This window comes from Bradyrhizobium sp. B117 (assembly GCF_038969555.1).
Classification (GTDB): Bacteria; Pseudomonadota; Alphaproteobacteria; order Rhizobiales; family Xanthobacteraceae; genus Bradyrhizobium.
Genome location: NZ_CP152414.1, coordinates 7,724,262 through 7,736,883 on the forward strand (window position 1 = coordinate 7,724,262; position 12,622 = coordinate 7,736,883).

Consider the following 12,622-nt stretch of genomic DNA (forward strand, 5'->3'; position numbering starts at 1 on the left):
GTCAACCCGGGCAGATAGCACCTGAAAGCGTCAAGGTCCAATAGAGTTGCAGCGGGTTCACGCGCCGGTCGCCGGCACGAGCCGGCCCTGCCCGGCATGCTTTGGCGATTGCATCAATCCTGCAAAGCACACGCTCCACATCGAGAGCAAAGTGACCGGAACCACGTAGTAGGGCGTGAAGATTGGATGGCTCAAGAAGAAGGCGAGGTTGATCAGAAGATTGCCGACGACAAGGAGCGCGACGTGGCGCGCTCCGGCCTCACCTACTCGCAGCAGCCATGCAGTCGATCCGACCCCGAGCAGGATCAACCCGAATTGCAGGTCATGCAGATACTGACTCATGATCTCGAGGTTGAATTCCGGGGCGAGAGCGTCATCGGACCCGTAAGTCGTCGTAAACGGGCTACCGGCATTGATCGCGTTGGCAATCAAGGTAGGCGTCAGGCCGACGACATAAGCGGCGCTGAAAGCCACCCCGCGCAGGAATGTCGGGCCGGTCCGCAAGCGAAGAAACGTGAAGCCCAGGTAAAGGACGTAACCCGCGACCAGGAACAGGTTTGGTAACCTGAAATTCACCGATAGACCAAGCAGGAGACCGACCAGGGCGACCAGCAAGATTTCATGCTTGTCCCTGGTCAGCCACAGCGCAGTCAGATAGCCCGAAGCGGCGCAGATCGCCATCGTCGGAGCCAAGGAATAGCTGGCCTTGGTCGGATTGATCATCATGTAGATCGCGAGAGCGCCAAACACGCCCGCCCCCAGCACTTCCGACGGGGACCGCGCCATGAAAATGCCGAGCAGGGCAAAACCGCACACGATCAGGCCAGCAGCGACATAGAGTGGGACCACTTGATGTCCCTCTTGAAATAGCGAGAGCAGGAATCCGGTGCCGGGCGGATATTGCAGCACATATTTGCCGCTCTTCGCCGGCGGATGACACGGCGCAAGCCGGCCCTCGGGGAAGCCGATCTCTATCAGTTTCCGCGCGAGGAAGCGATCCTCATCGCGCGCTAAGTCCGTGTCAAACCCACCGATACCGTGTAGCTGAAACAGATGCGCCTGGCGCAGATAGCAGATGTCGTCGTAGACGCCGCGGGCTTCGGTCCAATGCGACATCGTGCTGACATTGCTGACGAGGATTGCCAGGCAGACCAGTCCGAGGACGAGTTTGAGTATTTTCATTGCGTTCCGTCGAATCCGCCGAGCGCGACGTTGGCTGAGGAGTGCTTGATTGACATAAGGCCGGCCAGAAAGCCGGTGAAAATGAGCTGCGCGCCGACCGTTATCGCCGTCGTGGAGAGGGCCACCATCCCTAGCAGACCAGACACATCGAGCGATCCAAAATGGACTTCGCCCCACCTCACCACCGCCGTGACCAGGCCGGCTATTCCGGCCAAAAAGATGGCCGCGCCCCCGAAAACCAAGCGTTCAAGCGTAAACGCCTCGATGATGCGGCCATAGCGTGGAGACGGAGGAAGAAGGTTCAAATCCTCCGCGAAGCCACGCGCAATCGTCGCAAAGCAAACGCCCTGAATACCCACGATCAGACAGGTGCACGCGACGAGCATGGTCCGGATCTCGAAGCTGATTCCGGCAATTCGAATCGGGCCCCAGAAGAGCAGGCCGCTCAGCACAGTCCCTGCCGCAACAAGCGACGCACCCGGGTAGAAGAACAGCCATCTCGGCGAATACAGCAACAGAAACCTGAGGTGACGCCAGCCATCGCGCCACGTCCTCAGGTGTGGAGGACGTGATCGGCCATCCTTCGACAGCGTGGTCGGCACTTCCGATATTTTCAGCCCGACGAGCGTGGCACGAACAACCATCTCGCTCGCAAACTCCATTCCGGTGGTGCGCAGGTCCAGTTTCGCAATTGCCCCCCTGGAAAAGCCCCGGATGCCGCAATGAAAATCACGCAGAGGCGTACGGAAAAACAGCCGGCCCAACCAGCTCAAGACGGGGTTTCCGAGATAGCGATGCAGGAAGGGCATAGCGCCGGCTTCGATGCCACCGCGAAACCTGTTTCCCATCACCAGATCGTCACCGGCCCGCAGGCGTTTCAGGAATGCATCGAGGCGTTCGAAATTGTAACTGTCGTCAGCGTCTCCCATCACGATGTAGCGGCCACGGGCTGCCGCGATACCAGCGCGGAGTGCTGCGCCGTAGCCACGCATGGGGACGTCGATCACACGAGCGCCGCCGGCCTCAGCGATATGCTGCGAATTATCCGTGCTGCCATTATCCGCAATCAAAACCTCGCCCGCGATCTGGGCCCGACCAAGAAACGTCTGCGCCTTGGCAATGCAGACTGCCAGCGTTTCCGCCTCGTTGAGGCAAGGCATCAAAATTGTCAGTTCGAGCTCAGGCATGGTCACCGACGGAATGCCCGCGACTTGCCTTACGCTTTTCGAAGCAGGTTCGGCCATATCCATCAATTCAACCAATTTCGCTCGCGTGAATGCAGAAAGACAGACAGACGGTTACTGCGCAACCGCGCGGTTGCGCAAGCCATTCAGACTTCCCAGCCGCCGGCCGAGGTTAATTCCGGGAATTTCGATCAGCCTGTAGCACGCCAGTGCAGGGACGGCTGCCGCGAGAACAGTCAGCACTGACAAGGTCGTCGCCGCTGTCCAGGGGTTCAGGCCCCCAAACCATCCCGCGCCCAGAGCTATCATGGGCCCGACCGTGAGCATGTGCAGCAAGTAGAAGCTATAGGATATCCGACCGTAGAAACGCACCAGAGGCCAATCGAGCGGTTTCATCATGGGTTGATGCGGCCATTGCGAAATCGCCAACACGAGCAAAGCTCCGCCGATGCAGTCCATCAAGATCATCAAACCAGCGTCTTGCTTGAGCATGCCCGCCAGAAGGAACAGCGCTATGCCGAGGACGGGAAGCCAAACTGACATCCTAAGGGAAACGGAGCGGGCGATCTTCGGTCCCTCGAAATGAACGAAAATGCCTGCAACAAAGGCATAAAGCGGCGCCAAATTCGCGCCAATGAGATCGCGATATTGGCCCACGAACGACAGGCCAAACAGAACGGCGGCAACTGCGAGAAGAGGCGTCCTGCCGTGTTTCCTGTATGCTCGGACAGACATGAAGATCAGTGGAGTCGCGGCAATCTCGACCGTCAGTGACCACATCACGCCATTGATGTCGCTCTTGATGAGAAGCATGTTGAGCAAGACGTTGAGTGGCGCAAAGGAAGCCTCAAAGCCAACATAGAATCCAAAACGTTCATGAAGGAACGTGAGCAGACCGACGACCGCTATGGACGCCGGCAAGAGACGAAAGGCTCTGTTCCTCGCGAATGAAACGAAGGTAGTGGAATCGGCCCTGTCCAGGCTTCGGGCGAGAACAAATCCGCTGATGACGAAGAAAACGACGACGCAGCCAAGACCGTTGGCGAAGGCGAAATAGAGTCGCGAAGACCCCGAGGCCGGGTATTGCAGGTACATGCCGCCGCAATGGTAGACGGCGACCAGAACGGCAGCCACACCGCGAAGAGATTCAAGTCTCGGGATGAAGTTGCTTTGCCCCATGCGGCATTCTTCCTAGCACACCAGGCCCGCGAGAAAAGGAGGTTCCTTCCGCCTCATCCCGGCTTTGCATTGAAATCTCACCGCCACGTCGTGATCGGGGGCTTGCCGTCCAGCACTTCCGCAAGCCGCAGCCGCGTGCCGGGCGTGGTCCCCTCGGGCAGTGCCGAGATCGCGAAGAAACCGCATTCGGCGATCTCGCGATTGGGCTCGGGCAGACGCTCCTGCCTGAACTGCCTGACGACATACACCGCGACATGGTCGCGGCGTGAGATGTGGCTGTTGAGGAAGATGCCGTGCAGCACGGCCTCTCCGGTGAGGTCGATGTCCCCCTCCTCCTTGAGTTCGCGCCGCATCGCCTGCTCCATGGTCTCGCCGTAGTCGACGCCGCCGCCGGGCAGATACCAGCCGCTGACATAGCTGTGCCTGACCAGGAACACCCTGTTCTCGGCGTCCAGCACCACGGCGCGGACGCCGAGAGTCATGCCGCGGACGAACAGGAAATAGGTGTGGAAGACGTGCCGCAGCAGTGGCTCGAATTTCCGTCGCATCCGGTCGAGAGGTTCTCCCATCAGGCTTCCTTGATGCTCCGCTTCAGGATTTGCTTGTCAGGCTTTGCTTGTCACAGGCATGGCTTGCGCGCTGCCCGCGACCTTGCCATTACAGCGGACGAATAGCGAGGCAATCGCGCGCCATGGCCCCCTTCACGCTCGCCCACCTGTCCGACCCGCATCTGCCGCCATTGCCGAAGCCGCGGCTGGTCGAACTCGCGGGCAAGCGCGTGCTCGGTTACGTCAACTGGACGCGCAACCGCCACAAATACCAGCGCCGCGAGGTGCTCGACGCCATCGTCGCCGACATGCAGGCGCAGGCCCCCGACCACATCGCGGTGACGGGAGATCTCGTCAACCTCGCGCTGGAAGCGGAGTTCGCGCCGGCGCGCGCCTGGCTCGACGGTGTCGGGCCGCCCGACCGCGTCACCACGATTCCCGGCAATCACGACGCCTATGTCCGCGCCACCTTCCATCGCTTCGGCGAGACCTTTGCGCCCTATCTTGCGGGCGACGATGGCCGCATCGGCTTTCCGAGCGTGCGCCGGCGCGGACCACTCGCGCTGATCAGCCTGTCGACGGCGGTGCCGACTTTGCCGTTGATGGCGACCGGCACGCTCGGCCGCGATCAGCTCGCCGCGCTCGCAGCGGTGCTCGAACAACTCGCGGCCGAGGACATCTTTCGCGTGCTCCTGGTGCATCATCCGCTGAAGTCGGTCGCACGCCAGAAGCGGATGACCGATTCCGCCGAGCTGCTCGCGCTCGTGAGGCGCCACGGCGTCGAGCTGATCCTGCACGGGCACGACCACATTCATTCGACGATGTGGTTCGAGGGGCCCAACGGCAACATTCCCGCGCTCGGCGTGCCCTCGGCCTCCGCGCTCGCGCACGGGCGCTATCCCGCGGCGGCGTATAATCTCTTCACGATCGAGAAGGACAATGCCGGCTGGCGCTGCGAGCAGACGGTGCGGGGTCTCGGGGCTGGGTTTCAGATCCAGCAGCTCAAGCATGCAAGGTTGATCTAGCACTCCGTCATTCCGGGGCATGCGAAGCATGAGCCGGCAATCCATCGGGCGGCAGCGCATGCGGATCAATGGATTCCGGGCTCGCGCTACGCGCGCCCCGGAATGACGGCGGAGGAAAATTCACCAGCTCCGCAGGGCCGCCACGACGGCGAGGCCGAACAGCGCGGCTGCGCCGAGGATGAAGCCGAGCACGAACGGCCAGACGCGCGAGCGGCGCCGCGGCTTCTCCGCGGCCTCGGGCACCGGCTCGGGCGGGACCACCATCGCGCGCTCGCGCTCGATCATGCGGCGGGCGACGTAGTCGGTCACGGCGTCCACGATGACAGCCGTGTCGTGCGATTCGGCGAGCACGATGCGGCCGAAGCGGGTGTCCTGGACGAAGCGGTACTGCCGCTTGTCGCGCCCCATCATGATGTGCGCGACCACGTCGATCCAGAGCCTCGGCGTCTCGCCCTGGCTGATGCCGCGGTCGAACAGGTCGATCTGGTCAGGCACCTGCGCGAACAGCGGGTCGAGCGCGTCGTTGAGGATCTCCAGCCGCGCCACTTCGGCGTCGCGGAGGTCGACGACGACCCCGGTCCGGTCGGCGGCCTCGATCCGTGCGCGCAGCAGCGCATCGCGCAGCCGCACCGGGCGCGGCTGGCTGGGATGGGTCACGCTGGTCTCGGGCTCTGACATTGTCGGCCTCGTCCTGGATTGCTGACGTTAACCTATCAGCAACCATCACGTCCGCAAAGGGTCCATAATTCCAGATACTTACGGTGCCCACAGGCACCTCGCCTGTCCCAAAAACAGACGATCCCACCCAGGCAGAGCCTGGATGGGACCATCCGTCCTTGGACGTCTTCTTAATTCAGCTCGGCGGCCGGGCCTCTAAAGCGCGATGAGATCAGGATGAATCGTCATCGCGCTTTAGGTTGTTGTTTGCGCATGATCTTTCCGGAAAACCGCTACGCACTTTTCCGGATCATGCTTTAGGCCGAAACGCGCGAGGGCTCTTCCACGATCGAGAAGCGGACGCCGGCCTTGTGGCGGCTCTCTTCCGAGACCTCGCGCCAGCAGTCCTCGGCTTCCTTGCGGGTCTTGAAGGGGCCTTTGACCTGGGCCGAACCTTCCACCAGCTTGTGGAAGTTCATCGAGCCGAACTCGCCGCCGATCACCCAGAAATTGCTGCCTGTGGTCATTGTCAGTCTCCTCTCGAAGCGCGTGGTGCGTTAGCCGAACTGGTTCATCGTGTTGTGAGCGCCGCCCGCCTTGAGGGCAGCTTCACCCGCGAAGTATTCCTTGTGGTCGTCGCCGATGTCGGAGCCGGCCATGTTCTGGTGCTTCACGCAGGCGATGCCCTGACGGATCTCGGCGCGCTGGACGTTCTTGACGTAGCCCAGCATGCCCTGCTCGCCGAAATACTCGCGGGCGAGGTTGTCGGTCGAGAGCGCGGCCGTGTGGTAGGTCGGCAGCGTGATCAGGTGGTGGAAGATGCCGGCGCGCTTGGCCGAATCCGCCTGGAAGGTGCGGATGCGCTCGTCGGCTTCCTTCGCCAGCGGCGTGTCGTCGTACTCCGCCTTCATCAGCTCGGCACGATTGTACTTGCTGACGTCCTGGCCCGCTTCCTTCATCGCGTCGTAGACCTGCCAACGGAAGTTGAGGGTCCAGTTGAACGACGGCGAGTTGTTGTAGGCGAGCTTGGCGTTCGGCACGACCTTGCGGATGCGGTCGACCATGCTGGCGATCTGCTCGATATGCGGCTTCTCGGTCTCGATCCAGAGCAGGTCGGCGCCGTTCTGGAGCGAAGTGATGCAATCGAGCACGCAGCGGTCGGCACCGGTGCCGGGCCGGAACTGGTAGAGGTTGGAGGGCAGCCGCTTCGGACGCATCATCTTGCCGTTGCGGTTGATGATGACGTCGCCGTTGCGGGCGTTCTCAGCGGTGATTTCCTCGCAATCGAGGAAGCTGTTGTACTGGTCGCCGATGTCACCGGGCTTATGGCTGACGGCGATCTGCTGCGTCAGGCCGGCGCCGAGCGAGTCGGTGCGGGTCACGACGATGCCGTCTTCGACGCCGAGCTCGAGGAAGGCGTGGCGGCAGGCGCGGATCTTGGCGAGGAAGACGTCATGCGGCACGGTGACCTTGCCGTCCTGGTGGCCGCACTGCTTCTCGTCGGAAACCTGGTTCTCGATCTGGAGCGCGCAGGCGCCCGCCTCGATCATCTTCTTGGCGAGCAGATAGGTCGCTTCAGCGTTGCCGAAGCCGGCATCGATGTCGGCGATGACGGGCACGACATGGGTCTGGAAGTTGTCGATCTTCTCGATCAGCTCCTTCTCGCGGGTCTTGTCGCCTTCCTTGCGCGCCTTGTCGAGCAGGCGGAAGATGTCGTTGAGCTCGCGCGAGTCCGCCTGACGCAGGAAGGTGTAGAGCTCCTCGATCAGCGCCGGCACCGAGGTCTTCTCGTGCATCGACTGGTCGGGCAGCGGGCCGAACTCGGAGCGCAGCGCCGCGATCATCCAGCCGGAGAGATACAGATAGGTGCGATCGGTCTTGCCGCCGAAATGCTTCTTGACCGAGATTAGCTTCTGCTGGGCGATGAAGCCGTGCCAGCAGCCCAGCGACTGGGTGTACTTGGTCGGATCCTTGTCATAGGCCGCCATGTCGGCGCGCATCAGCGCCGCGGTGTAGCGGGCGACGTCGAGGCCGGTCTTGAAGCGGTTCTGCAGGCGCATGCGCGCGACGGCCTCGGCCGTCACCCCGTTCCAGGTCGGCTTGGTCTGAAGCAGCGCCTGGGCTGCCTCGATCTCGCTCTGATAGGACGCCGGACGCTCAAGGGCGCTAATGCCGCGGGGCTGGTAATTCATGTGCCTGATCCTTCTCGATGATGACGGAGCCTTCGGCTTCGCCATCGACATTTTTGACAGTGCATTGCGAAATGCGTGTCATGAGCTAAACGCGAGAAAGGGAAGTTCGTATAGAGGCCTTGTATTTGAATGGTGATGTCATGTAACATCAGAACATGTAATAGATGTTATTTTGTAAACTTTGTAAATTTAGGTCAGCAAGACTGTCGTTCACGCACGGAGATCTGGGAAATGCCCGCCGAATCCGGGAAGAAACTGTTCGTCGGGCCGCGATTCCGGAGGATCCGGCAGCAATTGGGGCTGTCGCAGACCCAGATCGCCGAGGGGCTCGGGATCTCGCCGAGCTACGTCAACCTGATCGAGCGCAACCAGCGCCCGGTGACGGCGCAGATCCTGCTGCGGCTGGCCGAGACCTATGATCTCGATTTGCGCGACCTCGCCACCGCCGACGAGGACCGCTTCTTCGCCGAGCTCAACGAGATCTTCTCCGATCCGTTGTTCCGCCAGATCGACGTGCCCAAGCAGGAGCTGCGCGACCTCGCCGAGCTCTGCCCCGGCGTCACCCATGCGCTGCAGCGGCTCTATGCCGCCTACACCGAGGCGCGCCAGGGCGAGACGCTGGCGGCCGCGCAGATGGCCGACCGCGACGTCGGCACGCGCTTTGAGGCCAATCCGGTCGAGCGCGTGCGCGAGCTGATCGAGGCGAACCGCAACTATTTTCCGGAGCTGGAGCAGGCTGCGGAGACGCTGCGCGACGAATTGAACGTGCCGGCCGAAGAGCTCTATGCCGCGCTCGCCGCGCGCCTGCGTGAAAAGCACTCGATCCAGACCCGCATCATGCCTGTCGACGTGATGCGCGAGACGCTGCGCCGTTTCGACCGCCATCGCCGTCAGCTGCTCATCTCCGAGCTGGTCGACCCGCCCGGCCGTGCGTTCCAGCTCGCCTTCCAGCTCGGCCTAGGCGAATGCGCGCAAGCCCTCGAGACCATCATCGGCCGTGCCGGCCCGCTCGACGACGCGCCGCGACGGCTGTTCCGCATCACCCTCGGCAATTACTTTGCGGCGGCCGTGATGATGCCCTATCCGGCGTTCCTCGCTGCGGCCGAAGCGCTCAACTACGACATCCACGTGCTGGCGCAGCGCTTCAATTCCGGCTTCGAGCAGGTCTGCCACCGGCTCACCACGCTGCAGCGGCCGAACGCACGCGGCATCCCGTTCTTCCTCTTGCGCGTCGACAATGCCGGCAACGTCTCCAAGCGTTTTTCGTCCGGCACGTTCCCGTTCTCGAAGTTCGGCGGCACTTGCCCGCTGTGGAACGTGCACTCGACCTTCGACACGCCGGATCGCCTGCTCAAGCAGGTGATCGAGCTTCCCGACGGCACGCGCTATTTCTCGATCGCGCAGATGGTGCGCCGGCCCGTGGCGCCGCATCCGCTGCCGCAGCCGCGCTTTGCCATCGGCCTCGGCTGCGAGATCCGCCACGCCGCGCGCCTCACTTACGCCGCCGGCCTGGACCTCGAGAAGACCGAGGGCACGCCGATCGGCGTCAATTGCCGCCTCTGCGAGCGCGAGAACTGCGCCCAGCGCGCCGAGCCGCCGATCACGCGCACGCTGATCCTGGACGAGACGACGAGACGGGTGTCGAGTTTCGCGTTCTCGAATGCGCGGGAGTTGTGAGGGCCGGAATCGCGCGGGCACTGCTTCGCGTTTGGCGGAAGGCATCCGCTACACCCACCGCTGTCATCGCCCGCGAAGGCGCGCGATCCAGTACGCCGCAGCGGCTGTGATTGAACCGAGACGCCGCGGAGTACTGGATGCCCCGCCTTCGCGGGGCATGACAGTGGAAAATGAGGCGTGACTGACCCGCCTCACGCCAGCGTATGCACGATCACCGGCCCGGCGGCGGCACTCGCATGACCCGCCAACAGCGGAGCCAGATCCTTCTCGATCCAGGCGATGGCGCGCTTGTTCGCTTCCTCAGCCTGCTCGAACTTGTCGAAGATCGAGATCGCGGTCACCGTATCGTCGCCGGCATAGACGACGTAATAGGCGCGGAAGCCGTCAACGTCGCTGATGATGGGAACGGCGCCGTCCTTGATGCGGCGCGCCAGCTCTTCCGCGCTCCCGCTTTTCGCCTTGGCCTGACGGATGGCGGCATACATGGCATCCTCCCTTCCGGCTGTCTGAATCTTGGTGCTGTTCAACCTACACCCGATAGCCGATTCCGTCATCCTGAGGATGACGGCGATGGGCTAGCGCTCGCGGCGTTGGCCTTGGTTAACCCGGCCCTAACCCATCCTCGCGATCTGCAACCAGCGGTTAAGCACGCCTCAACATCGGCGCCTTAGTCTTGCCCCACTCACTTTTCGCAAACAACGGTGGCCTATCCTGCCGGGCGAAGTGACATCAGGGGGTTCATCATGCGCATTGCGTTGCTGCTGACCGCAACCATTGTCGGCGCGCTTTTCGCCAATCCGTCCCATGCCGGCTCGCTCGATGCCGCTGGCGCAGCTGCGCCGCTGCCGCCGGGCTTCCAGAGCTATCGCGGCTACATGTTCGACCTCACGGAGAATTCCGAGCGCAAGGATGTCGACAAGCTCACCGAGAATGTGAAGCAGCAGATCGACGTCGTCGAAGCATCCGGCCTGTCGCCGCGCGTGCTGCGCTTCTTCCGCACCGTCCCGATCGTCGCGAGCGAGCTCGCCTGTCTCGACGAAGGCGCCGCGACCGCCTGCTACGGCCGCGTCACCCCGGACATCCAGCGCAGCGCACCGCGCACGCTGACGGTGTGGGACCATGACAAGCAGCGCTGGACCAATCCCAATGCCGTCGACCTCGCGGTCGATTCGGGCCTCGGCGTCATCATGCTGCGGCCGGACATGATGCGCTACGAGAAGGAGGCCGTGCTGCTGCACGAGCTGCTGCACGCCTATCACGCCCGGCTGCTGCCGGACGGCTACGCCAACAAGGGCGTGATCCTCTATTATGCGCTGGCCAAGACCAAGGACCTCCTGCCCAAGGAATCCTATGCGATGAAGAATCCCATGGAGTTCTTCGCCGTGACCGGCAGCATCTTCCTGGCGGGAAAAAGCGAATTCCACGACCCGAAGTCGCGCGAGGCGCTCAAGGAGAAGATGCCGGACTATTACAAATATCTGGTCGGCGTGTTCGGCTTCGACCCCGATCCGGCGGCCTCGAGCGGCCCGGTCGCCTCGCTGAAATAAGGCGCCTGCGCCAACCCACTCCAAAAGCCGCGCCAACAGCGTGGCTTTTTTGTTTTGCTAACCGGAAGCTGCGGATGACGCGTGGGGAGGAATTGCCAAGGTGGGGCCCGATCTGCATAGTCCCGCCCGCATCGATACCTGTTTTTCAAGAGGATAGAACAACATGGCGGACGCCGACCTGGATGTCGTGATCCGGCAACTGGCCAGACAGCTGCATACGGGCCTGATGACCCGCGCCAAGGAGCGGCGGGATCGCTACAACGGCCTCGCGGCCAAGGCCAAGGGCAAGGAGACCGGCGAGCGCTTCAAGATGATGGCCAAGGCCACCATGGAGCAGGCCACCGCCGCCGCCAGGCGCCTGCAGATGTCCGCCGACAACGTCGCCGACAGCTACGCAAGGTCGATGCGCCTCGCCGCCAGCACACCGGTTGCGGTGAAGGCGGAGAAGCCGAAGGAAGACAAGCCGGCGAAGAAGGCCAAGGCAAAAAAGGCGAAAGCCAAGAAGGCGAAGTAGGCGCGCTTTCTTCCTTCTCCCCTTGCGGGAGAAGGTGGCGCGAAGCGCCGGATGAGGGGTTCTTTCCGCTCGCAAGACTGTTCGTGAGGATGGAGACCCCTCACCCGGCTTCGCTTGCAGCGAAGCCACCCTCTCCCACAAGGGGAGAGGGTGCAGCGGCGAATGCCGCTTTAGGTAACTCCTACCTTCTTGGCGCCGACACCTGGGCCGGCTCGGCGCTCGCGAGCTCGGCGAGCTTGGCGCGCGCGGCCTCGCGGGTGCGGGCGTCCTTGCCAGCGGGCAGCGCCACCGCGGCCTCGAAATCGGCGCGGGCGTCGTCGGCCTGGCCGCGGGCGAGGAAGGCAAGGCCCCGGTCGAGGCGGGCCTGCGCATCCGACGGGTCGAGGCGGATCGCCGTGTTGTAGCTCAGGATAGCGCGGTCGAGATCGCCGGTCGCAGCGAGCGCCAGGGCGCGCTGGTGATAGGGCGCGGCGAGCTTGGGATCATGCGCGATCGCCTCGTCGTAATCCTCAATGGCGAGCGCGAGGTCGCCGTTCTGCCGGCGCGCCAGCGCGCGGTCGCGATAGAGCGCGGCGCGGTTGGGATTGAGGTGGATGGCCTCGTCGAAATCGGCAATCGCCCGGCGGAAGTCGCCATGGCGCAGCGCGATCCGGCCGCGCCCTTCATAGGCAAAGGCGATCAGCGAGCCGCGCAGCGGCGAGAAGCCGATCACAGCCGAGCAGATGTCGGAATCGTCCTCGTCGCCGCAATTGACGACCATGTGCGTGGACAGCCCGATGAGCACGCAAAGGACGATCAGCAATGGTACGGCAGTTCTGGTCATCTTCGACCGTGACCGGCGGCAGGCCGGCCACGCATCCCCTTTCGAAGGAAATCTCTCGCCTGCGTGTTAACACCGGACAGGGCCATCCTGTGTG

13 protein-coding genes are annotated in these 12,622 nt (G+C 63.0%); 4 read left to right on the forward strand and 9 right to left on the reverse strand.

Going from position 1 to position 12,622, the window contains the following annotated elements; genetic code table 11:
* Positions 1-57: 57 nt before the first annotated feature.
* The 4 genes from AAFG16_RS37435 to AAFG16_RS37450 form a co-directional block, all read right to left on the reverse strand.
* Positions 58-1,182 (reverse strand): hypothetical protein, encoded by a 1,125-nt coding sequence (locus AAFG16_RS37435; protein WP_283081345.1) that lies wholly within the window; start codon positions 1,180-1,182, stop codon positions 58-60.
* Positions 1,179-2,444: a glycosyltransferase family 2 protein gene (locus AAFG16_RS37440; protein WP_342733440.1), complete on the reverse strand. Its 1,266-nt coding sequence runs from the start codon at positions 2,442-2,444 to the stop codon at positions 1,179-1,181. Before AAFG16_RS37440 ends, AAFG16_RS37435 begins: the two co-directional genes overlap by 4 nt.
* A 36-nt stretch (positions 2,445-2,480) precedes the next feature.
* A complete protein-coding gene (locus AAFG16_RS37445; RefSeq protein WP_342733442.1) occupies positions 2,481-3,545 on the reverse strand; it encodes an acyltransferase in 1,065 nt (354 codons plus the stop codon).
* Between the two features lie 77 nt (positions 3,546-3,622).
* Positions 3,623-4,114, reverse strand: a complete 492-nt coding sequence (locus tag AAFG16_RS37450; RefSeq protein ID WP_342733444.1) for an NUDIX domain-containing protein — start codon at positions 4,112-4,114, stop codon at positions 3,623-3,625.
* A 122-nt stretch (positions 4,115-4,236) separates the two neighbouring features.
* Between AAFG16_RS37450 and AAFG16_RS37455 the strand changes: the two genes are divergently transcribed.
* Positions 4,237-5,118 (forward strand): metallophosphoesterase, encoded by an 882-nt coding sequence (locus AAFG16_RS37455; protein ID WP_342733446.1) that lies wholly within the window; start codon positions 4,237-4,239, stop codon positions 5,116-5,118.
* A gap of 120 nt (positions 5,119-5,238) precedes the next feature.
* Here AAFG16_RS37455 and AAFG16_RS37460 read toward each other — a convergent pair whose 3' ends face one another.
* The 3 genes from AAFG16_RS37460 to AAFG16_RS37470 all read right to left on the reverse strand — a co-directional run bounded on the left by AAFG16_RS37460 (position 5,239) and on the right by AAFG16_RS37470 (position 7,967).
* Positions 5,239-5,796 (reverse strand): hypothetical protein, encoded by a 558-nt coding sequence (locus AAFG16_RS37460; RefSeq protein ID WP_283081350.1) that lies wholly within the window; start codon positions 5,794-5,796, stop codon positions 5,239-5,241.
* Positions 5,797-6,092: 296 nt separating this feature from the next.
* Positions 6,093-6,302 (reverse strand): hypothetical protein, encoded by a 210-nt coding sequence (locus tag AAFG16_RS37465; protein ID WP_018648868.1) that lies wholly within the window; start codon positions 6,300-6,302, stop codon positions 6,093-6,095.
* A 30-nt stretch (positions 6,303-6,332) separates the two neighbouring features.
* Positions 6,333-7,967 (reverse strand): isocitrate lyase, encoded by a 1,635-nt coding sequence (locus AAFG16_RS37470; protein WP_027564329.1) that lies wholly within the window; start codon positions 7,965-7,967, stop codon positions 6,333-6,335.
* Positions 7,968-8,198: 231 nt separating this feature from the next.
* Between AAFG16_RS37470 and AAFG16_RS37475 the strand changes: the two genes are divergently transcribed.
* A complete protein-coding gene (locus tag AAFG16_RS37475; protein WP_342733453.1) occupies positions 8,199-9,644 on the forward strand; it encodes a short-chain fatty acyl-CoA regulator family protein in 1,446 nt (481 codons plus the stop codon).
* A 191-nt stretch (positions 9,645-9,835) separates the two neighbouring features.
* Here AAFG16_RS37475 and AAFG16_RS37480 read toward each other — a convergent pair whose 3' ends face one another.
* The gene (locus AAFG16_RS37480; protein ID WP_283081352.1) at positions 9,836-10,129 is read right to left on the reverse strand and encodes an antibiotic biosynthesis monooxygenase; all 294 of its coding nucleotides are present in this window, start codon (positions 10,127-10,129) and stop codon (positions 9,836-9,838) included.
* Between the two features lie 258 nt (positions 10,130-10,387).
* Between AAFG16_RS37480 and AAFG16_RS37485 the strand changes: the two genes are divergently transcribed.
* The gene (locus tag AAFG16_RS37485; protein ID WP_342733456.1) at positions 10,388-11,191 is read left to right on the forward strand and encodes a hypothetical protein; all 804 of its coding nucleotides are present in this window, start codon (positions 10,388-10,390) and stop codon (positions 11,189-11,191) included.
* A 163-nt stretch (positions 11,192-11,354) separates the two neighbouring features.
* Complete coding sequence (locus AAFG16_RS37490) at positions 11,355-11,705, forward strand: hypothetical protein (RefSeq protein WP_283081354.1); 351 nt, start codon at positions 11,355-11,357, stop codon at positions 11,703-11,705.
* A gap of 181 nt (positions 11,706-11,886) precedes the next feature.
* Here the strand turns inward: AAFG16_RS37490 and AAFG16_RS37495 are convergent, their stop codons facing one another.
* On the reverse strand, positions 11,887-12,528 hold the full coding sequence (locus AAFG16_RS37495; RefSeq protein ID WP_342733458.1) for a tetratricopeptide repeat protein: 642 nt from the start codon (positions 12,526-12,528) through the stop codon (positions 11,887-11,889).
* Between the last annotated feature and the right edge of the window lie 94 nt (positions 12,529-12,622).